This window comes from Cellulosilyticum sp. ST5, from assembly GCF_046529625.1.
Taxonomy (GTDB): Bacteria; Bacillota; Clostridia; order Lachnospirales; family Cellulosilyticaceae; genus Cellulosilyticum; species Cellulosilyticum lentocellum.
On the sequence record NZ_CP132338.1, the window covers coordinates 3,541,050 to 3,566,722 of the forward strand.

At 33.8% G+C, this 25,673-nt stretch carries 27 protein-coding genes; 5 read left to right on the plus strand and 22 right to left on the minus strand.

Going from position 1 to position 25,673, the window contains the following annotated elements; translation table 11 throughout:
- Positions 1-105: 105 nt before the first annotated feature.
- From QTL86_RS17115 to QTL86_RS17145, 7 genes are all read right to left on the minus strand, one after another.
- A complete protein-coding gene (locus QTL86_RS17115) occupies positions 106-783 on the minus strand; it encodes a glycerophosphodiester phosphodiesterase (RefSeq protein WP_410495573.1) in 678 nt (225 codons plus the stop codon).
- 49 nt (positions 784-832) lie between these two features.
- Positions 833-2,266 (minus strand): ABC transporter substrate-binding protein, encoded by a 1,434-nt coding sequence (locus QTL86_RS17120; protein WP_410495575.1) that lies wholly within the window; start codon positions 2,264-2,266, stop codon positions 833-835.
- Positions 2,267-2,304: 38 nt separating this feature from the next.
- The gene (locus QTL86_RS17125; RefSeq protein ID WP_410495577.1) at positions 2,305-3,123 is read right to left on the minus strand and encodes a carbohydrate ABC transporter permease; all 819 of its coding nucleotides are present in this window, start codon (positions 3,121-3,123) and stop codon (positions 2,305-2,307) included.
- Positions 3,120-4,058: a carbohydrate ABC transporter permease gene (locus QTL86_RS17130; RefSeq protein ID WP_127065240.1), complete on the minus strand. Its 939-nt coding sequence runs from the start codon at positions 4,056-4,058 to the stop codon at positions 3,120-3,122. The genes QTL86_RS17125 and QTL86_RS17130 overlap by 4 nt, the downstream gene beginning before the upstream one ends.
- 377 nt (positions 4,059-4,435) lie before the next feature.
- Complete coding sequence (locus tag QTL86_RS17135) at positions 4,436-5,401, minus strand: helix-turn-helix transcriptional regulator (protein ID WP_410495578.1); 966 nt, start codon at positions 5,399-5,401, stop codon at positions 4,436-4,438.
- A gap of 327 nt (positions 5,402-5,728) precedes the next feature.
- Entirely contained in the window at positions 5,729-6,376 is a 648-nt protein-coding gene (locus QTL86_RS17140; RefSeq protein ID WP_410495579.1) for a hypothetical protein, read from the minus strand.
- A gap of 268 nt (positions 6,377-6,644) precedes the next feature.
- The gene (locus QTL86_RS17145) at positions 6,645-7,463 is read right to left on the minus strand and encodes a nitroreductase family protein (RefSeq protein WP_127065238.1); all 819 of its coding nucleotides are present in this window, start codon (positions 7,461-7,463) and stop codon (positions 6,645-6,647) included.
- A gap of 132 nt (positions 7,464-7,595) precedes the next feature.
- On the opposite strand from QTL86_RS17145, the gene QTL86_RS17150 reads away from it, so the two are divergent.
- Positions 7,596-7,934 carry a winged helix-turn-helix transcriptional regulator gene (locus QTL86_RS17150; protein WP_127065237.1) on the plus strand — a complete coding sequence of 113 codons (339 nt, stop codon included), beginning with the start codon at positions 7,596-7,598 and terminating at the stop codon, positions 7,932-7,934.
- A gap of 219 nt (positions 7,935-8,153) precedes the next feature.
- Here the strand turns inward: QTL86_RS17150 and QTL86_RS17155 are convergent, their stop codons facing one another.
- The 6 genes from QTL86_RS17155 to QTL86_RS17180 form a co-directional block, all read right to left on the minus strand.
- Complete coding sequence (locus tag QTL86_RS17155; protein WP_127065236.1) at positions 8,154-8,351, minus strand: cold shock domain-containing protein; 198 nt, start codon at positions 8,349-8,351, stop codon at positions 8,154-8,156.
- 353 nt (positions 8,352-8,704) lie between these two features.
- Positions 8,705-9,559 (minus strand): stalk domain-containing protein, encoded by an 855-nt coding sequence (locus QTL86_RS17160; protein ID WP_410495580.1) that lies wholly within the window; start codon positions 9,557-9,559, stop codon positions 8,705-8,707.
- 83 nt (positions 9,560-9,642) lie between these two features.
- Positions 9,643-10,275: a hypothetical protein gene (locus QTL86_RS17165; RefSeq protein WP_410495581.1), complete on the minus strand. Its 633-nt coding sequence runs from the start codon at positions 10,273-10,275 to the stop codon at positions 9,643-9,645.
- The gene (locus QTL86_RS17170; RefSeq protein WP_410495582.1) at positions 10,265-10,918 is read right to left on the minus strand and encodes an RNA polymerase sigma factor; all 654 of its coding nucleotides are present in this window, start codon (positions 10,916-10,918) and stop codon (positions 10,265-10,267) included. The genes QTL86_RS17165 and QTL86_RS17170 overlap by 11 nt, the downstream gene beginning before the upstream one ends.
- Before the next feature lie 160 nt (positions 10,919-11,078).
- Positions 11,079-11,816, minus strand: a complete 738-nt coding sequence (locus tag QTL86_RS17175) for an alpha/beta hydrolase (protein WP_410495583.1) — start codon at positions 11,814-11,816, stop codon at positions 11,079-11,081.
- Positions 11,817-11,821: 5 nt separating this feature from the next.
- Positions 11,822-12,625 carry a helix-turn-helix domain-containing protein gene (locus QTL86_RS17180; RefSeq protein WP_410495584.1) on the minus strand — a complete coding sequence of 268 codons (804 nt, stop codon included), beginning with the start codon at positions 12,623-12,625 and terminating at the stop codon, positions 11,822-11,824.
- Between the two features lie 183 nt (positions 12,626-12,808).
- Here QTL86_RS17180 and QTL86_RS17185 point away from each other — a divergent pair, with 183 nt between their 5' ends.
- Genes QTL86_RS17185 through QTL86_RS17195 form a run of 3 tightly spaced genes read left to right on the plus strand, consistent with a single transcriptional unit; the run spans position 12,809 to position 15,822 of the window.
- Entirely contained in the window at positions 12,809-13,903 is a 1,095-nt protein-coding gene (locus tag QTL86_RS17185; RefSeq protein ID WP_410495585.1) for a FecCD family ABC transporter permease, read from the plus strand.
- 9 nt (positions 13,904-13,912) lie between these two features.
- Complete coding sequence (locus QTL86_RS17190) at positions 13,913-14,683, plus strand: ABC transporter ATP-binding protein (RefSeq protein ID WP_410495586.1); 771 nt, start codon at positions 13,913-13,915, stop codon at positions 14,681-14,683.
- Positions 14,684-14,736: 53 nt separating this feature from the next.
- A complete protein-coding gene (locus QTL86_RS17195; RefSeq protein WP_410495587.1) occupies positions 14,737-15,822 on the plus strand; it encodes an ABC transporter substrate-binding protein in 1,086 nt (361 codons plus the stop codon).
- 216 nt (positions 15,823-16,038) lie between these two features.
- Here the strand turns inward: QTL86_RS17195 and QTL86_RS17200 are convergent, their stop codons facing one another.
- The 5 genes from QTL86_RS17200 to QTL86_RS17220 form a co-directional block, all read right to left on the minus strand.
- The gene (locus QTL86_RS17200; protein WP_013655218.1) at positions 16,039-16,236 is read right to left on the minus strand and encodes a cold shock domain-containing protein; all 198 of its coding nucleotides are present in this window, start codon (positions 16,234-16,236) and stop codon (positions 16,039-16,041) included.
- 485 nt (positions 16,237-16,721) lie between these two features.
- Positions 16,722-17,912, minus strand: coding sequence for an ATP-binding protein (locus QTL86_RS17205; protein WP_410495588.1), 1,191 nt, complete (start codon positions 17,910-17,912; stop codon positions 16,722-16,724).
- Positions 17,905-18,588, minus strand: coding sequence for a response regulator transcription factor (locus QTL86_RS17210; RefSeq protein ID WP_127065227.1), 684 nt, complete (start codon positions 18,586-18,588; stop codon positions 17,905-17,907). The genes QTL86_RS17205 and QTL86_RS17210 overlap by 8 nt, the downstream gene beginning before the upstream one ends.
- A gap of 110 nt (positions 18,589-18,698) precedes the next feature.
- Positions 18,699-19,025: a hypothetical protein gene (locus QTL86_RS17215; RefSeq protein WP_410495589.1), complete on the minus strand. Its 327-nt coding sequence runs from the start codon at positions 19,023-19,025 to the stop codon at positions 18,699-18,701.
- 243 nt (positions 19,026-19,268) lie between these two features.
- Positions 19,269-20,531 (minus strand): O-acetylhomoserine aminocarboxypropyltransferase/cysteine synthase family protein, encoded by a 1,263-nt coding sequence (locus QTL86_RS17220; protein ID WP_410495591.1) that lies wholly within the window; start codon positions 20,529-20,531, stop codon positions 19,269-19,271.
- Between the two features lie 449 nt (positions 20,532-20,980).
- Here QTL86_RS17220 and gltS point away from each other — a divergent pair, with 449 nt between their 5' ends.
- Positions 20,981-22,204, plus strand: a complete 1,224-nt coding sequence (gltS, locus tag QTL86_RS17225) for a sodium/glutamate symporter (protein ID WP_013655215.1) — start codon at positions 20,981-20,983, stop codon at positions 22,202-22,204.
- A gap of 27 nt (positions 22,205-22,231) precedes the next feature.
- On the opposite strand, the gene QTL86_RS17230 is transcribed toward gltS, so the two are convergent.
- Genes QTL86_RS17230 through QTL86_RS17245 form a run of 4 tightly spaced genes read right to left on the minus strand, consistent with a single transcriptional unit; the run spans position 22,232 to position 25,438 of the window.
- A complete protein-coding gene (locus QTL86_RS17230) occupies positions 22,232-22,597 on the minus strand; it encodes a hypothetical protein (protein WP_410495592.1) in 366 nt (121 codons plus the stop codon).
- 34 nt (positions 22,598-22,631) lie between these two features.
- On the minus strand, positions 22,632-22,781 hold the full coding sequence (locus tag QTL86_RS17235; RefSeq protein ID WP_410495593.1) for a hypothetical protein: 150 nt from the start codon (positions 22,779-22,781) through the stop codon (positions 22,632-22,634).
- Positions 22,782-22,789: 8 nt separating this feature from the next.
- The gene (locus tag QTL86_RS17240; protein ID WP_410495594.1) at positions 22,790-23,542 is read right to left on the minus strand and encodes an ABC transporter ATP-binding protein; all 753 of its coding nucleotides are present in this window, start codon (positions 23,540-23,542) and stop codon (positions 22,790-22,792) included.
- 24 nt (positions 23,543-23,566) lie between these two features.
- The gene (locus QTL86_RS17245; protein ID WP_410495595.1) at positions 23,567-25,438 is read right to left on the minus strand and encodes an FtsX-like permease family protein; all 1,872 of its coding nucleotides are present in this window, start codon (positions 25,436-25,438) and stop codon (positions 23,567-23,569) included.
- Positions 25,439-25,673 lie beyond the last annotated feature (235 nt).

Below are 25,673 nucleotides of genomic sequence, written 5' to 3' on the forward strand. Positions count from 1 at the left end.
CTAACCTCATATCATCTACTAAGTTAGAGTTTTGCTTATCACTTTTTTCATCTTATTATTTATAAAGACTATAGTTTATCTGTGTTCCTAAAAATTCGTAGTATCTTACAAATACTTCTTCACACGGTCTGGATAATTACTAATAATCATATCCACCCCTACTTCTACCATGTTTTGAATATCCTCTTCCTCATTTACTGTATACACATTTACCTTCATATACCTTTCATGGACCGCCTCCACCATCTCTTTATTTACTGTACAATAATGTGGATGAAGTGCATCTGCCCCTACATATTTGCAATATTTTTCTGGCTGGACAAGGTTTTCTATATAAAGTAAACCGGTCATAATAGATGCCTCTATCTGCTTGCATTTCACCATGGATTGATGATTAAAGCTTGATAAGATGACACTCTGCTCCATACGATATTTTTTAATAATATCAATGACCTTTTCTTCTAGCTCCTTATATAAAACAATCCCATTTTTAAGCTCTAAATTAAGTACAATATGATTTAGCTTAGCTAAAATCATAAGTTGTTCTAAAGAAGGAATCCCCATATCCCGAAGCTCACTGCAAGTAAAATCCTTTACAAAACCAGAATTAGTTGTGGTTCTATCAACTGTTTCATCATGGATAAGTATAGGAATACCATCCTTTGAAAGCTGTACATCCGTCTCAATCCCATCACAGCCTAACTCAATAGCTCTTTCAAAAGCTCCCATTGTATTTTCTGGTTCATGTCCACTAGCACCCCTATGTGCCATATTAAAAATCATAACCATCTCTCCCTCTCATTTCTTTCCAGTAGGAGATTATATTCTACCGTTATTTCGTCTTATTATACTTCTCTATAGCTTTATTAATGGTCCCTGCACTATTTTCTACTGCTTGCTCAGCACTTATTTCATTATTGAGGAGCTTTTCAAGATTCTCTTCAATACAAGCTCTTGCTTCTGGGAATACAGCTAAAAGTGCTCCTGTAGAACCTGTACTAGCATGTAATTGATCAATAGCTGTTTTGAACTGTGGTTTTTCGTTTAAATGCTCTTCCATGGCTGGTAAATTATATGCTTCTGTAGTAATAGGGAAGTAGCCTGTTGCTTTAGACCATTCTACTTGTGCTTCTGGAGAAACCATATATTTGATAAACTCCCAGCTTGCTTTTGCCTTAGCATCGTCCTTTTTATCTAACATCCAAAGAGAACCACCACCTATGGACACGCCGCCTTTGTCACTAGCATTAATGCTTGGGAAGTAAGCTGTACCTAATTCAAATTTACCATCTATGCTACTTAATATGCCTGAAAGAGATGCTGTAGAACCTAAGAACATGCAAGAGTTACCAGAAGTAAAGGCTTCCTTATTCACGTCTCCATCACGGCCTAAATTAGCAATAACGCCTGAGTCTACTGCTTCCTTCCACTTATTCATAATAGCAAGTCCACCGCCATTACTATCAAAGCTTACTGCTGTTGCACCATCTGTTCTACCATTGCCATTATTAGCATACTCTAGCTGCTCTTTTACTAAGAATTGTTCAAAAAACCAACCATATACTTGAATATTAGCACCATATCTAGTTACCTTATCCCCATCTTTTTTAACAAGTGCCTTGGAAACCTCAATCATTTCATCAAGGTTAGTAGGGGCTTTCTCCGGATCGAGTCCTACTTCCTTGAAAGCATCTTTATTATAGTAAAGAATAGGTGTAGAACTATTAAACGGCATAGAGTAAAGTTCATTATTAATAGAGTAGTATGCTAAGATGTTTTGCTCTAATTTGCTCACATCATAGTTATCCTCATTAATCATATCTTGAATCTTATAAGCATAGCCACTATCAATCATCCATCTCGTTCCAATGTCATAAAGCTGCATAATATCAGGAGAAGCATCACCTATAGTAGCACTTTTAAGCTTATTAATGGCTTCATCATAAGAGCCTTGAAACTGTGCTTCTACCACAATTTCATTCTGAGAGGCATTGAACTGCTCAGTGAGTTTATTGATAGCTTCACCACCAGCACCTCCCATAGAGTGCCAGAATATTAGTTTAGTGGCATTAGCTGAAGCCACTGAAGCTGGCTGCGTAGTGGTTTGAGAAGAAGGACCAGCTTCATTAGCAGGTTTGCTGCCTGCATTATTAGCTCCTGTTTCTTCTGCTTCAATTGGACTGCAACCTACTGTGTTTGTTAATGCCCACATACATGCTATAGAGATCCCTACTATCTTCTTGAAATTCTTCTTTAAAATCTTCATTTCTTTCCTCCCCGTTTTGTTTAATCAAACTATATTTACTACCCTTTTATAGCTCCTGAAATCATGCCATCTACTAATCTCTTCTGGCCGATTACAAAAACAATAATAGAAGGGATAATAATCATTAAGGCTCCTGCCAAAATAACACCGTAGTTATTACCTTCTGAAAACTGCAACATACTAATGCCAATTTGAACTGTACGCTTATTGGGATTATTAATGGTTAAAAGTGGCCACATATATTGATTCCATGTATTAATGAACACATAAATCCCTAAGGATGCCATAACAGGCTTCGAAATAGGCACTAAAATAGTAGTTAAAAACTGAAAATGCCCACAGCCATCAATGACAGCTGCCTCATGTAAGTCTTTAGGAACAGTCAGGAAAAACTGCCTTACCATAAAAATACCCATGCCAGAAGTTAAAAAAGGAATAATGAGAGCTTTTAAGCTATCGTTCCATCCTAATTGACTGACCGTTAAATAATTGGACACAATAATAACTTCTCCTGGAATCATCACCGTTGCAAGCACAGCAACAAATAAAAGCTTTTTTCCCTTAAATTCAAAGAAAGAAAAGGCATAAGCAGCTAAACTACAAGTTAAGAGCTGCCCAAAGGTAACACAGATACCTACAAAAAGGCTGTTGGTCAAAAATCTACCAAAAGGCACCATGCTTAAGGCTAGTTGATAGTTATCCAGCCTTAACTGACTAGGTAACAGCCTTGGGGGAAACATAGAGATTTCTGCTGGTGTCATTAAGCTTAAAGAAAGTGCATACAAAATCGGTGCTATAATCAAAAGGCCTATAATGATACTTAAAAGGTTAAGTTGCCATTTCGTTTTTCTCATCATTTATAATGCACCCCTTTTTTCTCACAGGCGAACTGAGCCATGGTAATGACAAAAACAATAACAAATAAAATCATAGATTGTGCGCTAGCCATTTCGAATCTACCATTAAAGAAGGCATCACGGTAAATAGAATGCACCAGTACATTAGTAGAATCCCCAGGTCCACCTTGCGTCAGCAATTTAATTTGCCCAAAGGCTTGAAATGCACCTACTAGGTTCATAAAGAGTACAAAAAAGAGCTGTGGGGTAAGGAGTGGTAAGATAATATATCTTACTTTCTTTCTATAGCTAGCACCATCTATATTGGCACTTTCTATTAGCTCTTCCGGAATGGACTTAAGCCCTGTAAATAAGAAGATAAAATTAATACCAATACTTAACCAAACGGTTACCATTGCCACTGCGTAAATAGCATACTTAGGATCTGCTAGCCATTTAATATCTGAGTGAAGTACTGCATTCGCAATCCCATTAGTAGGATGAAAGATCATAATCCAGATTATTGCAGCTGGTGCTGAAGCAATGGCCATAGGCATAGAAAACATTAGTTCATAAGCTCTGCTGTATTTCAATTTATTGTGTGCCAAAAGGGCTAACCCAAGGCCAATGAGCATAGATGGAATAATAATAAGAAGTGCAAATTTAAAGGTGATGAGTAAACTATTAAAGAAGCTAGGTGAAGTAAATAATTCTAGAAAGTTCTCCATTCCTACGAACTCTACGGCCTCTCCTCTTCTATTAGTAAGGGTAAAGCTTAAATAAATCGTTTTAGCAAATGGGAAATACACAAAGACAGAAAATAAAATAAAACAAGGTAATAAGTACATATAGGGGACTACTCGATTATTTTTGAGCTTAGTATGCTTGACTTTCTCCTTAATGTCCTCTACGTTAACAACTGGTTCTGCCAAAGAAGGTTTTAATGCTTGTTCCACAATCAATAAGCTCCTTTCAGAAATAGTTTATAAAGTAAGATAGATATATAACTTATCTTTATTTTTCAAATTAAATGATAAACCTTTCATATTAAAGAGATATTGATTTTAGATTAAAATTAGTGTGCCAGTGTAAAATACTTGTTAAATAAAAAAACGAAATTATTAGTCGAATGGTGCCTATATAAAAGAAACACGGCGGCTTTGATTGTTATTTCAAAACCGCCGTTAGTCTATCTATATTCTGTTTACACATGAAAATCCTGCCGCCAACGCAACGTTTTTTATTTCCGTTTGGGTAGCAAATGTGTGCTTGCTTCATGTTCCATTTGATTGCTTGATTAGCGTCTGTATAGTGGATAGGCAATCGATTTGATTTACCTTCGTACAGGTCTGATATACTTAAAAAACCGTTCAGGATTATGATAAAAGTAAATTATCCTACCGGGGGAAGTATCAAAGCAGTAACCAGTGCCTGTAAAATCAAAAGTTGCCATTGCCTTTTCAATCTTTTCTTCCACGCTACAATTTTCCTGTTCATAATCGAATGGGCCATGTTCAAAAACAATATACTCAGCTTCGGGAACATCAATCATAAGCATTTGTGGTGGTATTTCGCCTTTATAATCAAGAGGAAGTCGTACACCATAACACTCTGTACGTGGAATACCCCAATCGCAGAGTCTGCCTTCTGGATCATTAATATATGCCATAATCTGACCACTGCTACTATTAGGCTCACTCCCACCATCATCATCCAACTTACCTTTGATACTATCAAGTAAGCCGCAAATTGTTTCGCAGTCCTGTCCTGGAATAAGACTTTGCTTTTGCCAAAAATCCCAATACCCATTACTCTCATAATTTTTAATGTGCAAAAATTTGTGTGCGGGAATGGTTACAAAATAAATTTTAATACCATCTGCAGATTTCATCATACCAATCTCTCCCAATCCTAAAAAGTAGCGGTCGAAAGGGTTTATTTTTGTACGAAGAACGACAGGCTTAGGCTTTTTTCGGTATTCACTTGGAGTTACACCATATGTTGCCTTAAAGGCTCTGGTAAAAGCTTCATGTGATGAAAAACCGTAATCAAAAGCAATATCTAAGAGGCTTTTTTCACTATCCCGAACCTCTTTTAATGCAAAGGCTAATTTTCTATGCCGTAGATAATCCCTAAATTGCATACCCGATATTTCTTTGAATTTTCTCGTTGTATAAAATTCAGAATAACCCAGCCTACGAGAAAGAAAGCGTAGTGTCAAGGCTTCGTCATTATAATTTTTAATACATTTGTCAATTTCATCAACGATTATTTGAATTTGCTTCTGCCACTCGTACATTCGTCTATTCACCTCGTTTCAATCACCCTACATTTATTATAAAGAAATCGAGAGATTACTACTTGACTTTACTTGCTATTATTTCGTTTTCTCTTTTAAGTACTGCATCTTTGTAAACTGCATAGTACCACTCGATCATATTATATCTCATAAATATGACAGCATAAAGTCTAAATCTTTGAAGATGTCAGATTATACTCAGACCATTAAACAACAAAGAAAAAGCAAGACAGCTTAGCTTTCGCTACGTTGCCTTGCAATTATCTTTTTACTCCCTTATCAGCCCCCAGCTTTAAGAGTCGTCGCTTAACCATTTTAGATTTTTTCTTATGATTTCTTCTTATTCTGCTGTTGCAGCTTCTCTTGTTGTTCTTCCTCTTGCTGCTGCTCTTCTTGTTCTATCTCCTCTTCTTGCTCTTGTTGTATCTCCTGCTGTTGTATCTCCTGTTGCTGCTGTTCTTGTTGCTGCTCTTGTTGTTCCTGTTGTTGTATCTCCTGCTCTTGCTGCTGTTCTTGTTGCTGTATTTCCTGTTGTTGTTGCTGCTGCTGTTGTATCTCCTGTTGTTGCTGTATTTCCTGTTGCTGCTGCTGCTGCTGCAGTTGTATCTCCTCTTCTTGCCGCTTCTGCTGTTGTATCTTCTTCAGTTGTTTCTGTTGGTGTTTCTCCTGGTGTTGTATCTGCTGCTCTTTTATCTTATCTTGTTGTTCCTGTTGGTGTTTCTCCTGCTCTTGTGTCTGCTCTGGTATCTTATCTTGTTGGCCCTGCTGATGTATCTCCTGCTCCTGTATTTGTTCTTGTAGCTGTTCTTGTATTTGTTGATGTATCTGTTGTATCTGCTTTTGTATCTGTTTTTGTAGCTCCTGTTGTTGCACTTCAACTTCTATCGTTGCTGAACAATTAGCTATTTCTCTGCTGCTTGAACAGCCTACTAATGGCACTATCAGTAATGCTGCGATTATCCTACTCTTTTTCATTCATACGTCTTCCTTCCTTTATTGATCTAAGACTAGAATTAACTCTTCTCTCAGTTTAACCATCTCATCGCTACTATATCCTACTAATCAATCATATATCTCTTGATACCCTTGCTTTTTATGTAATTGAACTTCTTTTAACGAGTCATTTTGTACCCAGTATACTGTCCTTAATAAATAAAGCTGCCCCTATAGATTTGGCATAACTAAAAGAGCCTTGAAAATATCATAAGAGTGATATTTTCAAGGCTTTTCTTTGACCTATTAACTATTTCCATGTGATAGTAGCAGGTTTTCTAGGAACAGTTCGTGCATATTTCACTTTTGGATAACCTATAACCATACACGTTACAATTTGATCTGTCCCAGTAATACCCAAGAACTGAGGAATTGCTTTATTAGCTTCAGCTGCACGTGTGAAGAAGCCACTGAAGAATGTACCTAGTCCTAAAGCATTTGTCATAAGTTCCATATTAGAAGACGCCAAAGAGGCATTAATCGGCGAGGAAGACACTGTTAAAATAATAGCAGGCGCGTTGAAGAAGAGGCTGTCATTTTGTTTAGGATCTTGTTTATAACTTTCAGACATATTAATCCACATCTGAGCATATCGCTTAATCAGTGGCGAAGCGCTTTCATCTGCAAGAGCATGTTGACCCATAGCCGATAAAGTATCAAAGGTCATAGCTTTTAAAGCATCTAAGTTGTCTTTAACTACAACATAAGAAACATTTTGTGCATTACCACCTGTTTGAGTAAATCTACCAGCTTCAATGATTTTTAGAAGTTTATCTGCTTCTACATCTTGTTTCTTGAACTGGCGAATAGTTCGTCTAAATTTAATAAAGTTAAGAAGGTGATCTGCATTAATGTTAAAGCTTTCCGCATCATAGTCTTTGACTTCATTCATATTGTATTCAGTAGTTGAAACAGCCTTTTGAGGGCAAATGGCAATACAATGACCGCATTTGAAACAAGTCTTGTTACTAGCTACAGCTTTTCCATCTACTAATGAGATATCTCTAGCAAAACAGTCCTTAATGCAAAGGCTACACCCTATACATTTTTCGGTATTTATGGTAATCATAATAAAATACTCCTTCTATTTTATAACTAGTTGTTATACTATTTTAAGTGGGATAAGTAGAGAGTACAAGTACGTTTATATATAATAGGTACTATGCTCAAAGATAGTATGCTATCTATATAGGAGGAATCAATGAGTAAGTTAAAGAAAGACTATGTATATCCTTTAGATTTAGGATTAGATTTAATAGGTGGAAAGTGGAAATTACGTATACTTTATCATCTAACCAGTGGAACAAAGAGATTTAGTGAGTTAAGGAAACTGTTAGAGGGCATTACAGAAGCAACACTTACCGTGCAGTTAAGAGAACTAGAAAGAGCTCACCTCATCGAACGTAAGATTTATCCAGAGGTGCCTCTAAAAGTAGAATATTCCTTATCCGAATATGGAATGGAATTGAAATCAGTATTAGCAGATTTATGTAAATGGTCTAAGAAATATGCCCGTGAGAATGAAATTAATATCCACTAATAAACTCATAAAGCAAAGGAACTATTACATGTGCAGATTAAAATCTGCTAGTGATAGCTCCTTTACCTTTCTAAGTCTACTTTCCTATAAATACTTTATGTATGTCTTATCAAATATCAACTTTGTTCATCTTTCTTTGCTAAAATCAAATGCTTAACTCTTTTAGGCACAACAAAAAAGCAGAACTTTAGTTCTGCTTTCTAGATAATCCATTATGAATTATGCTTTTGTAACGTTCTCTGCTTGAGCGCCACGTGGACCTTTTGTAATCTCGAAGTTTACTGTTTGTCCTTCTTCTAGAGATTTAAATCCATCTCCTTGGATTGCTGAGAAATGTACGAATACGTCATCTCCATCTGCTCTTTCAATAAATCCGAATCCTTTTTCTGCGTTAAACCATTTAACTGTACCTGTCATGTGCGGTACCTCCTAATTAATTTGAATTTCTGTAATGGTTGCAAACAAAAAAATTCACATACTATTACAGATTACATTGAGTGGTGCATATAATCTCTAATAACATGTGAATTTCACTATTTTTAAAAGCTATAAACGACTACTTAATACTCTCTTAGTATATACCGAATTTCATAACTTGTCAACATAATATTTGAAAATATGTCTTTAAATACTACTTTTATTTTTATTCTTACAAATTCACTCATCATAGAACCCATTTCCATCCTTCACATAAAATAATCTCAAAGAAAAACGATATCATCCTCATATTCGTACGGTTAATATCGTTTTTCTTAGTTTCTGTAATTCTTCTAATAAGCTACATTAATTAAATTTTCTATTTCTTGCTTTAAAAGCCCTTCTGTTGCAGTGATGGAATAGGTCATTTGTCCTTTTTGCCAAGTAGCCACATATACCTTGTCATTATTTCCTTTTAATGTAACATTACTTCCGCTTATAGTATCCACCACTACGCTATCATACACTGTGTAATCGCCACTAATGTCCTCTGTACCCTGAGCTGCTCTATAAGAAATTTCAGCATCTCCTTTCTTCCATCTTATATCTACCGTATCATTACTAATATCAAATAGCTTACTTAGTTCATATCCTTCTGGTAACTTTTCTGGAATACTAAACTGAAATCCTACTGCATTTGCAAGCTCTTTTAATGAGTTATGTTCAGTATATGGGTTAGTTATCTGCTGAGCTCCTACTTCCTCTGCTGTCCTTTTGATAAATGTTGCTGTTCCTTCTGCTATTGAAACAGCGTTTTCAGCATTTCCTAAAAGAGCACGAAACATCTCAGCAGGAACATAAGTCTGTCCATTAACCATTGTAGGACCAACACCAAAGCGTTCAGGTGCAGTCGTACCTATTGCTACTGAACTACTTGCGTAATAGAGATCTAGACCTAATGTTAGTGTCGTATTCATCTTACCATCATCTAAAGTAATTGTATGATCTTTGCCATTCCACTCCAGCTCAAAACCTAATTTTTCAGCCACCTCACGCAAAGGTATCATTTCACATCCTTCTATCGTTTTTGTCTTCATAGAAATAGTGTTGTTAGTTTGTCCTAACCCAGTCTTGTCAGAAATAGCTTCGCCTAGAACCGCCCCTGTCATAATAAATCCCATTATACATGCTATAAATGCTTTTTTCATAACTTATTACATCCTTTCTTTTATAAATGTCTTCTCATACTAAATACAATTGATTTCATCCTAATGTTGCATTGTTATTAAAATTAATTTTTATTATATAGCTCTACACTTGTAGCTATTTGAAGCAGTTCATCACTACTTAGCGGCTTAGAGCTTTGAAGCGCAAAGCTATACTCATCCTCTACCCAAGTAATTAAACTATATTCTCCACTTTCTCCTTTTAGGGTATACTCTGTATGTCCTATAATGCTATTTTTTATATCACTATACACCGTGTACACGCCGCTAATATCTTGCCCATTATTTATTCCTATTCGGTAATTTAATTCCTCTACTCCATCTGAGTAAACTATTTCTGCTACACTTTCAAATAAGTCATTGCATTCTACCACTTTAAACTCTGGAGAGACATTAGGCACTTTAAGCTGAAATTTCATTTTTTCCGAAAGTTCCTCTACTGTTTTAACACTCGTGATTGAGTAATTTTCTTCAAGTGGAGGGGTATCGATTTTAGATAATTTCAAGTGAAGTCCTAATATACAAACAGTAAAACAAGCAACCATAGTTCCTATCTGTAGGTATTTTCTTAGAGATGTTTTTGAATGTGAAAAAGCTTCTTCTTCAATGGACAACTGCTGTAAATTACTTTCTAAACGTTGCTCCAATTCTTCCGAAACCTTGATTTTATCCATAATTTCCTTATATTTAGTCCTCAAAGTCATAGTCCTCCTTTAAAATTTCCTTTAGACGCTTTCTTGCACGATATAACATCGAACGAACTGTGACTTCTTTCTTCTCTAATAACTTGGATATTTCAGCTGTTGTATAATCTTCCTCATAAAACAAATGAATCACCTCTCTATACTGAATAGGCAATTGACTAACCGCTTCCCATACATAACTTAATTCTTCACTTAATGGCTCTGGAAATTCTTCTTTCGTAAGAGGCTGTGTCTTCTTAAACCAAGCAGACTTTAACTTATTTTTACTCAAATTAATAGCCACCTTTAAAAGCCATGCCTTCTCATGTTCCGTACTTACAAAAGCTGGTTTATATCTGAGCAGCTGAATAAGGGTGTCTTGTAAAATGTCTTCTGCATCACTCATACTTCGTAAATAAGAGTAACTTACACGTAGAATACTATCCCCATATGATTTGATTATCCTGGAAAGTTCAGGTGTTTCTTGATTCTGAGACCCCAAAGTAGCCTCTCTATGCTCTGTATAACTCGAATCTGGCTCCATCAAAGACTTTTCTTTAATGAACTTCGTTCCCATACTCAATACTTTATAAATCCATAGTTTAATATCTTGCAAATAAATTAATCCTTCTTCGACTATATCCACTCTTCCTATCATATGTTTATCTCCTATTAAGTCGTTTATGTTCTTTCCAACAGCCACATCTATTATACAAGTTAGCAAGTTAAATTGTTGCATCCCTATAAAAATAAATCCTTTTTTAGCTAATTTTATTGGTATGAAAAGAACCTCCACATTAATGGAGGTTCTTTTCATATCAATCTTTTCTTAAGAGAAACGCTAAGGCGATTCTATGTCTATTTAATAAATTCTCATGATGATCATACTCATCCCATACGAGCTCTACATTTTCTTCTCCAATACGCTCCCTCATGATCTCATAGGACATAGCAGAAAACTTCGGTGTATCCTTCTGAATAGTAATCTTTCCATTGCCTTCCTTTTTCCCCGCAATCATTATCAGTTTAAAGTTCTCATTAATTAAATCCTCTTCTCTAATAAACTGAATCCAATTGTGATACCATTGAGAAGCACATATACTTGCTATCTTACTATAATGATTATTTTTAAAAATGGAATAGATAGAAATCAAAGCCCCAAGTGAATGGCCCATGATTTTCCTACCCTCTTTACGACTACTTACTCTAAATTCTCTTTCTATGTAATCTTGTAAATCACCACTTAGAAACTCTAAATAATCATCCCCTTGTCCCTCAAAATCATGAAATCTCTCATGATTAGACTTTGCAGCCCATGGGGTGTACTCATTTAGTCTGTCAAAAGGTGTAATGCCAACTATTATATGTTCTTCTAAATTTCCGCTGGTGAAACCTTCTTCTATTTCATCAATGATTCCTTTTAAAAACCTAATCAATTTATCACCATCATGGGCATAAACTACAGGATATGTTTTATCTGATGTATCATATCCCTCTGGTAAATAAATATAAATTTCTCTATTATCAACTGTTCTTGTTAAAATACTTCCTTTCATCTCTCCTACCCTTTCTTCAATTTACTTGGAGTAACACCAAAGCTTTTTTTAAATAGCCTACTAAAATAAAACTCATCATTATAACCAATTTTTTTAGAAACTTCTTTCACTGAAAAACCTTCATTTAATAATCTGCTTGCCGCAGCCATTCTACACTTAATTAAATAATCTATTGGACGTATATTTAAATATTTATTGAATAAATAGGATATTCTATTAGATTTCTCCGCATATCTTTCTGAAAGTATACTTAATGTAATTGGCTGCATATAGTTTTCCGCAATAAATTTACTCACCTCTAGAGTAAACTCTTTTTCACTTAATTCCTTTTTGTAATTGTAATCTGTAAAAAGTTCTCTTAAAAATAAAGAGGTTTGTATCTGAAGATTTACTTTTGACATTAATTGATGCCTTGAAGATATCTCCATAAGCTCATCTAAAGATTTTAGTATCTCACCATAATTACCTATCTTAAACTCGAAGGTTGAATTCATATATGAAGCAGGAGCTAGATATTCATCTGCTATATAATAGATATTGATATGTTCAAACTCTTCATCGCCCATGACCTTAAAGGATAATTGTTTATTCTTACAGCCATGAATGACCTTACCTGGCTCTGCCATAAAAACTTCATTATCAAACTCGACTTTAGCCCTTCCTTTAATAGGAAAAATAAATGCAGAAAGATTGGTCATGTAACTATTTTTAGTATATGTAGACCCCTTCGTAAATCTTTCTATTCTAAAAACTTCAAAGGTATTTTTTCTAAACTCCTCTATCAACTCACTTTTCTTAACATTCTTCAAATAAACAAGCTCCTTTCAACTACATTTAATGGTATTTAAATAATTGTCCATGTTTTTGTTTTAGTATATTCTACTGCTATTTTTTCTGTGCTATAATTTCCTTTGAAATTGATAATGATTATCAAAATATCCGTAATATAAGCTTACATTATTTTTAGTAATTGTTCAAGAAAGGATCTAAATATGCAAGACATCTTAAATACTTCTTATGAGAAAAGTCAGAAGCTCCAAAAATCCTTTAATTTATTTATATTGGCTCTGATTATACTACTGATTGTTTCTGTGATTTTATCAGTATCTTTTGGCTCACTCAGACTAAAACCTTCTGTATCCTATAGCATCATATTAAATAAGTTATTTGGCTTATCCTTAGGGGATCCTTCCCAGGTCAATAATCTATCAACTTATAATGTTGTTTGGTTAATTAGAATGCCTAGAGTTTTACTTGCCATTGCTGTTGGAGCTGGGCTGGCTATATGTGGAACCATCATGCAGGCAACCGTTCAAAATCCCTTAGCTGAACCCTATATTTTAGGAATTTCTTCTGGTGCATCACTAGGGGCAACCTTCTCTATCATGTTAGGATTAGGCTCTTTTAGCCTCTTTTCAGTTAGTAGTGTATCCTTTTGGGCATTTCTAGGTGCTTTAGGTGCTTCTGTTCTAGTTCTATTGTTATCCTCAATGGGAAGTAAGATATCCTCTGCTAAATTGGTCCTATCTGGAACTGTAGTTAGTGCTTTATGTACCTCTTTATCCAATTTCATCATGTCTATTGCTAGTAACGCTGAGGGCATGCAAAGCGTAAAATTTTGGACAATGGGTTCTTTAGCAGCAGCTAAATGGCAGAATATAGGCTTTGTCTTTTTAGTTGTAACTTTATTTTGTGTATTCTTCTTAACTCAGGGAAGGACATTAAATTTAATGTTAATGGGTGATGAAGCCTCTATGACTTTAGGCCTTAATTTAAGTCTTTACAGAAGAATCTACATGATTATTACTTCCTTATTAACAGGTATCTTGGTTGCTAACTGCGGTATTATCGGCTTTGTGGGATTAATAATCCCTCATATTTCAAGATCTATAGTTGGATCTGATCATAAAAGACTTGTACCAACTTCGATACTTTTAGGGGCTATATTCTTAATTTGGGCTGATGTTTTTGCCAGAATAGCTATACCTAATGCAGAATTATCTATTGGTATTATCACTGGTTTAGTTGGCGCTCCATTCTTTGTTTATATTCTATTAAGAAAGGGCTTCGGATATGGAGACAAGTAGGTGAGTTTAATGGATTTAAAAGTTAAAAAATTAAAGGTTACTTTATCTCAAAAAGAAATTGTTAAAGGTATTGATTTAGCCATTACTAATAACAAATTTATCGGGCTAATAGGCCCAAATGGAAGTGGTAAATCTACATTATTAAAGGCTATATACGGCGTTATAAAACCAAGCTTTGGAGAGGTCTTTATATCTGATAAAAATATGAAGGATTATAATAAGAAATCTCTTGCCAAAACCCTTGGCGTCGTTAGCCAATTTAATCATATTAACTTTGATTTTAAAGTGATAGATATCGTATTAATGGGGAGAGCTCCTTATAAGGGATTGTTAGAGCAAGATAACAAAAATGATTACGATCTAGCACTTAAAGCCTTAGCTCAAGTTGGCATGCTAGACTTTGCTCAAAAAAGCTTTAGTTTACTATCTGGTGGTGAGAAGCAAAGAGTGATATTGGCTAGAGCCATAACCCAAAGTCCTAAAATATTGATTTTAGATGAACCTACTAATCACCTAGATATAAAGTATCAACTAGAGGTTATGTCCATTGTTAAAAACTTAAACATATGCGTTTTAGCAGCTTTACATGACCTAACATTAGCTGCTCAGTTTTGTGATGAACTCTATGTCTTAAAGGAGGGCAGCATTGTATACCAAGGTGCTCCAAATGAAATTATAACCGAAGAAATGATTAAAAAAGTTTATGATGTTGACTCTCATATTTATATCAATCCAATCACTAATAAACTTTCAATTGAGTACTTACCACCAACTTTGTAATGAAGAAAAATGAATAACCATACTATAAATTCAAAATTAAAAGGAGAACGATTATGAATAAAAAATTTATGCTTTTACTTACAGCCTTAACACTAGCTACAACAGCCCTTGTAGGATGTGGCACTCAAGCTCAAGCTCAAACTGAAACTTCAACTGAAACTCAAGCTCAGGCCGAAACTCCAAGTACATCATCAAAGCAAGAGCCATCACCTACCGTGGCAGAAGTATCGGATAATCAAACAGCTTATCCAGTGACCTTTGAGGCTTTTGATTCTGAAGGCAATGTATACCCACAAACATTTAATGAAGCACCAAAGAAGGTCATTACTAATAACCAAACTTCAACTGAATTACTTTTAACCTTAGGCTTAAAGGATTCTATCATTGGAACTGGTGATTTAGACACGCCTATCCCAGAAGAGCTAAAAGCTGATTATGAAGCTATACCTGCAATTGCTAACAAAGGTGATGTGGCTAAAGAAGTGGTTGTTGGTTCTGATGCAGATTTAGTAATCGGCAGGGCTGCTTCATTTAAAGATGATAGATATGGCTTAATCCCTAGCTTAAATGAAGTTGGCATTAATACTTATGTTCAATTAGCAAGTAAAATGAATACTGATATCTCCCTAGATACGATTATTCAAGATGTTAGAAATGTAGGCGTTATATTCGATGTTCAAGATAAAGCTAATACATTAGCTGACTCCTTGAAGGCTTCCTTCGAGGATATTAAATCAAAGGTTCCAACTACTGGTGAAAGAAAAAAAGTGATGTTAATAGTTAATTATAACGGTGAATCCTTTACTGCTTATGGTGCTAATGCTTCATTACAATCAGAAATGTTAAATGTATTAAATGCAGATAATGTTATTGAAAAAGGTGGCTCTATCTCTCTAGAAAATATCATTTCTACTAATCCTGATCACATTGTTTATGTAACAGCGAACAAAAATGCCTCTGTAGATGGTGATGCCGTAGATAGAATATTAGCAGAACCTACTCTTCAAGATGTTAAAGCTATTAAAAATAAAAACATTACCTCTGTTGAGTATACTGAACTTATGGGCTATGGCTATAGAACCTTCGATTGTCTAGAAAAATTAGCTGAAGCTTTTTATCCAGAAGTATTTAAGAACTAATAAAAAAGCAAATGAGCTATCACTAGCAGATTTTAATCTGCACATGTGATAGCTCATTTACCTTTCTAAGTCTACTTGCCTATAAATACTTTATGTATGTATTATCAAATATCAACTTTGTTCATCTTTCTTTGCTAGAAGTCGAATGATTTTCTCTTTTAAACATAACAAAAAAAGCAGAACCTTAGTTCTGCTTTCTAGATAATCCATTATGAATTATGCTCTTGTAACGTTCTCTGCTTGAGCGCCACGAGGACCTTTTGTAATATCGAAGTTTACTGCTTGTCCTTCTTCGAGAGATTTAAATCCATCTCCTTGGATTGCTGAGAAATGTACGAATACATCATCTCCACCTTCTCTTGAAATAAATCCAAATCCTTTTTCTGCGTTAAACCATTTAACTGTACCTGTCATGTGAGGTACCTCCTAATTAATATAAATTTCTGTAATGGTTGCAAACAAAAATTCACATACTATTACAGATTACATTGAGTGGTGCATATAATCTCTAATAACATGTGAATTTCACTATCTTTTAAAGGTATAAACAACAACTTAATTCCTTCTCAGTATACATCACATTTCACAACTTGTCAATATAATATTTGAAAATGTATTTATAAACATTATTTTTTAAAAAGTATTATCATTCTAACACTCTGGCTCATCATGCACTCTCATGGGCACCATAGGATTTCAAAAAATGATGTTTTATAAAACGTTTGCTACTTCGTGGATTTAGTATAGCTGAAAAAGCCTTGAAAGTGTCTATAAGATCGATATTTTCAAGGCTCTCTCTTTATTTATTAGTCATTATAGCTGAGCTAAGCTTTGCTCAATGTCTTCAATACTATCAAGTGCGTTCTCAAACCCTACTGAGAATTTAAATTTTGTAACTATTATAAATGCATAGGTAGCCTAATACTTACTCGTGTTCCCTCATTCACTCTACTTTCCACTCTAATTTCTCCCCCATGAATAGCAACTGTAGACTGAGTTAAGGATAATCCTAACCCTAATCCACTGTTTGTATCTACATTAAACTTATCCATTCTATAAAAAGGCTCAAAGATACGATTCATCTCTTCTTCTCTCATCCCCTTACCTGTATCTTGAATCTGAATTTCTATGATATCCTTAGTCTCAATACTTCGAATATCAACTTGTCCACATGGAAAATTATATTTTATCCCATTTTCTACAACATTATAAATAGCTCTGTAAAGCAGTATCTCATTCCCCTTAATCAAAGAGTGCCTGCCTGAGGTATGGTAATCTAATGTAATATCTTTTTCCTTAGCAATAACCATCAGATCCTCTACTACATCTTCTATAATTTGATTAATATCCACTTCATCATCTAAAGGTGCATTTTCTTGTCTTACCAAATCTAACATAGTTTCAATCATACTATTTAGCTTATATACTGACTCCCGTACAATCTCTATAGTTTCCTGATACATTTCTACAGTTTTTTCTTCATACTCATTTAATACATCTATGTTGGTCTTCATAACAGTAAGTGGCGTTTTAAGTTCATGCGCTATACTGGCATTAAATCGTTTTTGAGAAGTAAACGCATGATTTAGTTTTGCTAGCATTTGATTGAAAGAAATCGTCAACTCCTTGATTTCATCTTGTGGTCCCTCTACTTCAAGATGGGATAGTAAGTTATTTTCATTAATACTTTTTACATTATCACTTAGGTCTTTGATAGGACTTAATGCTCTACCAGCAACAAAGTATGCACTTATCCCTCCTAAGAAAATGATGATGATTAATGTTATAATTGAGGTAGTATAAATGTTAGAAACAGCTGTTGTCATAGCTATTTCAAACTGCCCTGGAGATATAACTTTAGCTTCATTACTATGAATAGAACTAGACTGATTTTGTATCTCAGTCAGTGCTTCATCAAAAATACTTATAGCGAAGTCACCACTCTCTCCTGCAATTGTAGAAGGTGCCATGGGAATATTTCTTCCAATATCTATATTTATAGCAAGGGTAATAGCTACACTCGATAGAACAATGAGAAAAATGGTTAAAAGAGTAAATCGCCACTTTAGTGTAATTTTTATCTTATTCATCTCCACCACCTACAAATAAATATCCCACACCTTTTAGGGTGGTAATGATATTATCTTTACCTGTCGCATTGACTAATTTTTTTCTAAGTGAATAAATATGTACTCTAATCACTTTTGAAAAGGGATCTGAATGCTCATCCCAAACATGTTCAAAAAGCTCCTCGCTACTCACAGCTCTTCCTTTATTTTCAATTAGGTATTTTAAGATCCCATATTCTTTTAAAGTGAGGGGAATATCTCTTTCTTTATAAGTCACTTTAAGCGTAGATAAATTAATTTCAATCCCCGACTCTTGAAGAATATTGGGTTGACTAACAAATTTCCTACGTAATAAGCTGCGTATTCTAGCCTTGAGTTCTTGAAAATCAAAAGGTTTAACCAAATAATCGTTGGCTCCTAAATCCAATCCCTTAATACGGTCTTCAATCTCTCTATTAGCTGATATAATAATCACTCTTGTATCTATATCCTCTTTTCTCAAATTCCTTAATATAGAAAGTCCATCTATTCCAGGTAAATTAATATCTAGTACCACCAAATCATAACTGTTAAGCTCTAGATATTCCATAGCTTCATTACCATCTGATACAATATCCACAGCATAACCTTCTTTTTTAAGTCCTTTTTGGAGGGCTTCTAATATACTTATTTCATCTTCTATAATTAATAGCCTCATAGCAACCTCCTTATTCTTTACTTTATAAAAAATGCTAGTTATATTAATTATTATACTTTCTCACAATTAATATAACTAGCATTTGAATGTCATACCTATCTTCTATCCTATTATTCAACTTCTTGAGCTGGTACACTCTCAGTAGCGACTATTATCTCAATCTCTCCATTTGCTATTGCTTTTAAAAGCTCCTCATCTTCACTCTCAATTTCCACTCCGCCGACTTTTTGAACTGGTACACTCTTAGTAGTGTCTACACTGATCTCAACTTCTCCATTCTCTATTGCTTTTAAAAGTTCCTTATCTTGACTCTCGATTTCCACTCCGTCAACTATAACACTTTTATAATCTTCCGCTTTCTCTGATGCAAATACAGAACCTCCACCAATTGCTAAAACTGCTGCTATTGCTAATGTACCTATTTGAATTTTCTTCATTTTATTTTCTCCTTTATATTATGTATTTGATGTACTTCCTAAGCACATGCTTATAATAGCATGGTCAATGTAAAATAAATGTTAAGTTAAAGCACAGCATTTTTGTATTTATTATATTACTTATGATGCTTTGGATTACAACAAAAGAGGCAGAACCTAGGTTCTGCCGTGTAGATTGGGAACAAAAGAGAAAGCCATAAAAATACCCCTGAGGTGATATTTTTATGACTTTCTTTCCTATCCTTATAACTGAGCTAAGCTTTGCTCAATATCTTCAATAATGTCTTCCACGTTCTCAAGTCCTACTGAGAAACGAATCATTCCTGGATTGATGCCAGCTGCTACTAATTGCTCATCTGTTAATTGGCGGTGTGTTTCACTAGCTGGATGAAGTACACAAGTACGGATATCTGCTACATGCACTTCATTAGAAGCTAATTTTAAGCTGTCCATAAACTGAATAGCTTTTTCTTTACCACCTTTAATGACCATAGAAATAACACCACTTGAGCCTTTTAAGTATTTTTTAGCAAGCTCGTGGTACTCATCCCCTTCAAGTCCTGGATACATCACTTTCTCAATCTTATCAGAAGCTGCAAAATACTCAGCTACCTTAAGGGCATTTTGGCAATATCTTTCCATTCTAATAGCTAATGTCTCAAGACCTAAATTTAATAAGAAAGCTGAGTTAGCTGCTGGATACATACCATAGTCTCTCATGAGCTGCATTCTTGCTTTAATAATATAAGCTGCTTTACCATAAGTTTCAGTATAAGTAATACCATGGTAAGTTTCATCTGGCTCTGTGAACTCTGGGAAGTTGCCATTAGTCCAGTCGAAGTTACCACTATCAACGATTACCCCACCTACTTGCACAGCATGTCCATCCATATATTTAGAAGTAGAATGAACGACGATATCTGCACCATATTCAAATGGTTTACAGAGAATAGGTGTTGCAAAGGTATTATCAATAATAAGTGGCACACCATGGGCATGCGCAATTTTAGCGAATTTCTCAATGTCTAATACACAAAGTGCTGGATTAGCTAGTGTTTCCCCAAACACTGCTTTGGTATTAGGTTTAAAAGCTGCATGGATGGTTTCCTCATCAGCATTTTGATCAACAAAGATACATTCGATGCCTTGCTTTTTCAAAGTTGCTGCAAAGAGATTAATTGTACCACCATAAATCGTAGAGGTACTTATAAAGCTATCTCCTGCTTTACAAATGTTTAAGATAGATAAAAGAGAAGCACCTTGTCCTGATGTGGTACACATTGCCCCAATACCACCTTCAAGAGCAGCGATTTTTTCTTCTACTGCCATAACAGTTGGGTTAGCAAAACGTGAATAAATAAGCGCCTTAGTAGGTTCATCAAATACGTCCCCTATTTCTTTTGTAGAATCAAATACATAAGTCGTGCTTTGATAAATTGGTACTACTCTTGGCTCACTATTCTTAGGTGTATAGCCCGCGTGCAAACATTTGGTTTCGTCTCTCATATCTAAATCCTCCTGAAATAAAAAGCTTTAAAACTTTATTTAATGATTTTCCTGTTTATAACCATATGTTACCATAAAACTTTTGTTATTCTGTAATCTCAAAAAACTATAGTCTGATATAGTTATAAGCTATATCTATTGTTACACATTGATATATAGCAAGACTAATTACTTATCTCTAAGTAACGTTAATCCTAACTTCCTCCCCCTATAAATCTTAAGCAAAACCCTTTCATTGACTTTGTCGAAAAAATGAACTATTATACAAAATATAAAAATTTCAATTAATTATCCACCCACATTATCAATAAAACACTCTACTTTATTATCTATATAATAATATCTATAAATTAAATTCTTGCTTAGCTCTCTATATAGCATTTAATTTTTATCCACTAATAGTAATTTTAAAGATACAAAAAATATTTTATAATTTTAGGAGTTAATAAATGACAATTCAACTTAATATGATTCAATCTATAGGATTAGCAGTCATCTTTCTGTTATTGGGAAAGGCAATCAAAAATGCTATCCCCGTATTTTCAAGATACGCCATTCCTTCGCCAGTAATTGGGGGACTTATATTTTCAATTATACATATGATTTTTAGACAAAATAATATTGCTTCATTTGAATTCGATACAACCCTACAGACTTTCTTCCAGATTATGTTCTTCTGTACTGTCGGATTTAATGCCAGCTTTAAAATGCTTAAGATCGGTGGTAAGCAAGTACTCTTATTCCTTCTTATATCAACAGTTTTTGCTGTGCTTCAAAATGCATTGGCCGTTGGCCTTGCAGGTATTGTAGGAATTGATCCACTGCTAGCACTCCTTACAGCTTCTCCTGCTTTAACGGGTGGACATGGTACCTCAGCCGCTGTAGCACCTAGCATTGAAGCTCTTGGTTATCCTCAGGCTCTAACAGTAGCTTTAACAGCTGCAACCTTTGGACTTGTTGCAGGTTCACTACTAGGTAGCCCTATGGCAAATCGCCTCATTATAAAGGATAATCTCTTACATAAGAAAAAACTTCCATCTTCTAATGAAACTGAGTTCGACTTATCTATTACCCAAAAGAATACACCCCTATTAGATACTAATAAAATAAGTATGGCTTTCTTTCAAATACTAATAGCTATGTTCCTAGGAACTTATTTAACTGATGCTTTAAATGCATTCGTTAGTCAGTGGTCTACCGACATTAATTTTCCTGCCTACATAGGTGCTATGATTACTGCTGCTGTTATAAGAAATATTTCTGATGCTACCGGCTTTATTAAAACACCTTTAGAAGAAATTAAGGTAGTTGAAGAAGTATCCTTAAATCTATTCCTTGGTATGGCACTTATCACATTAAAACTTTGGCAGCTCATAGACCTGGCACTTCCAATGTTACTTTTACTTTTAGCCCAGTGCGTAATGATGTACCTTTATGGCATCTTTGTATCTTATCCATTAATGGGCAAAAATTATGACTCAGCTGTAATGGTGGCAGGGCTAACTGGATTTGCAATGGGGTCTACATCAAATGCCATGGCAAATATGAATTCTATTACTGAAAAGTATGTATACTCTAGAACTGCATTCTTCATCGTTCCAATAGTAGGCTCATTATTTATAGACTTTATAAACATTGGCATTATCCAAGGATTTATCAGTTTTCTTTCTTAGAAATACATCTATAGAAGGCCCTCGCAATTATGTATCATTAAGTTTATTTAGTATAATCATTGCAGCTAATAAAATTATCATGTATGGATAAAAAATAAATATGCATATATGTTTCCAAATAGGTGACACTAATATTAAATTATATGGTATACCTCTCCATCCACTATATAAAATGATTAAAGCTACTATACTCATCAATAAATAAAACATTTTGTTTTTTAAATCCAATAATGTTCCACTTAGCATCTTGATTAAAAATATGATATTTAATACCGAGGTTACGGTAGCTAATAATAATAAATTATTTCCCTTTACCATTACATCTATTGGTATTTCCCAAGAGGGTCCCCTTACAGCATTTTCTATGAATTTAAATATTAAGCTATACATCATCACAAATACAAAATAAAAAGTTTTTTTCACAGCATCACTTCATTTCTAAGAATTCTTTAACTTGATTATTACTCCACGCTGTAAGCATCATTAGTACGTCTTTTGATGATTTTACTCTACTTTTTTCTTTGGTATCAGATATAGGGTCATTCACATTAAATGGTATGGTACTTATATAACACATTTTGATATCTATAAATATACTAATTCGTTTAAAATGTCTTTAAAAAATAATTCCCTACTGTTAGATTTATGTAATTCCTTAATATTCTTTCCATCTTTCATAAATATAATCCGCTTACAATAGCTTGCAATTAACGGATCATGAGTTACAATGATTACTGTTTTATTCATTTCTTCATTTAATTTTTGAAGACTTTCTATCACTATTTGACTTGATATAGAATCCAAATTTCCGGTGGGCTCATCAGCTAAAATCAAAGTAGGATTATTAGAAAGTGCTCTGCATATAGCTACACACTGCTTCTGTCCTCCTGAGAGCTCATTTGGATAATTTTCTAATCTTTCCTTTATACTAAACTTTTTTGCATAATTAATAGTAGTATTAATCATATCATCACTATTCTTTTTATATAAAATCATTGGTAACATAATATTTTCCCTTACATTTAAACTCTCCATCAAATAAAATTCTTGAAAAACAAAGCCAACTTCTCTTCTTCTAAATAGAGCGAGTTCACTCATTGATAACTTGCTTATATCTTTTCCCTTAAACTTAATGGAGCCTACTATGTCCTTATCAATACCACCTAAAGTTCTTAATAGAGTTGTCTTTCCGCATCCAGACTTCCCCATTATTTCAACAAATTCTCTTTCTTCTACAAAAAAATTCACATCATCCAAAGCTTGAGTTTTATAGTTGTTTTTACCTTTATTTAGATCCCTATATACTTTTGTTAACCCCTCCACTTTTATAAAATCCATTATGGTCCTATTTCCCCTTCTTGGTTATTCTAAATTTTCAAGTACTAGATTTACTAAATTCCTCTTCAACATCCTATAGTAAATATATTGCAATATAACGTATATGCTCACGACGGCTGTATAGCTTATTCCAAACATAATTAACTCTTGTATTACTGTATTATCCATACTCCTTATGCCTACCTTAATCTCAGCAAACAAGTACATATAACTCAGTATACAGGCAATTATAATGGGTAAAGAAAATATGAGTTTTATCTCATTACCTACATATGTCTTTATCTCTTTCTTATCCATTCCCAAGGTAAACAGAAAAATATATTTATTAATGACTGTCTGGGACTCAGCTATAAATTTAAAATACATTATATAACAATTGCAAGAAGTCAGAAGCATACCTAGAAACGAAAAAACAATGACAACAAATAAGGACTGACTATTAGCCACTTGAATATTTGTTCCCTTATTATATATCTTTGCTCCAGAATCATAACTTCTCATATGTTCTTCAAGTAAATTAAGTTCATTTACTTTCTCACCCATTATTCCTCGGAATGTTAATAGTGATATGTTATATATTTCTTTACATGTATTCTTTACCTCTAAATAGTCTTGATCATTAAATACTACTACATAGCTTAAATCATCGCTTACCTCTCCAAAAATTGACTCATAAAACATATCCTTTAGATTATACTTAACATATTCATTGCTTAATTCAAACCATATTTCATCCTCGCTTATTAACGATTGATCTATCAGGTTTTCTTTCTGTATAATAAATAATATTTCGCCTGATGCTAACTGTACATTTGAATTAGAAATTGAATTATACTGTTTGTTAGATACTCCCCAAGTCAGTTGATTCATATCCCTTCTAAACTCCCACTTATTAAAACTTCTAAGATATTGTCTAGCAGTTTTATAGATAGGTACGCTTTCAATCAAATAACCTACTTCTAATTCTAGGCCTGATTTTTGTATCATTCTGCTTTGCTCTGAACTTGGTACTTCATCTTTAGTAACAACTATAGCATCATAAGGATATCTTTCATCATAATAGTCTGTTCTTTGCATATCTATGTAAGAAGGAATTAGCCCTCCTATAATATATATTACTAAAAAACTCATTATAAACGACATGAAAACAACCTTTTTGTTTTGTTTAAATCTATAATAAACCTCATTATACTTCAGTATTCTTTTATAATATGTTTTCTTATTGTCCTTCAAAAGCTTTATCAGTGTATTTCCAAAATAATTATTAATTACATATATCCCTGCTATACATAAAGTCATAGAAATAAGTAACTTACCGTAACTATACTTACCAATAAATAAAATTGCTATAGCAAATCCAACTATTATTAGCCCTATAAATCCTATAAACCAATATTTAGCCTCACTAGTTGGCATTGATATTGATTGTTCCAACAACGTCAGGTCATTTTTTCTTGATATTTTAAACATATTAGATAAAGCTATAAATATAAGTGTACCTAAAAAATATACTGCTACTAATATACATACTTCCCTAGACATAAAATAATTAATATCAGGTATAATATTCCCTATTGTTAATGCTTTAAAAAATAATACACTTAAAATACTCCCAACACATATTCCCACAATAAAAGATAAGATACTTATAGCTAGGTATTCCACTAATATAAGAACCAATATCTGCTTTTTATCTATTCCTAGAATAGTAAGTATTCCATAGTCTTTCGTTCTCGTATTAGTATACTGATTAAAAGCGTAACTCATAAACAAAATCAAAAAAATTACAGCAAAAAATAATATAATCTCTATTATCTTTCCTGTTCCAGCTCCTGTACTAGTTAACTGTTCGACAAGTTTAGAACAATTATAAATAGAGGAAAATATAAAAAGCATTGCTACAGAAAAACTTATGGCGAATATGTATATATAATTTTTCTTTATATTTGATATAAAATTCTTTTTAATAATGTGCCAAATGGTCATTTTATAATCCCTCTTCTTGTGAAAAAATTCGTAAAGCCATCTTTATGTCTTATTTACTAATTGGTCTTTGACACATTATAGTTGGTAGAAATGAGTTTTCTCACATTCATCAAAAAAGTGAGACTTAGTGCTTCAAAAAATACGA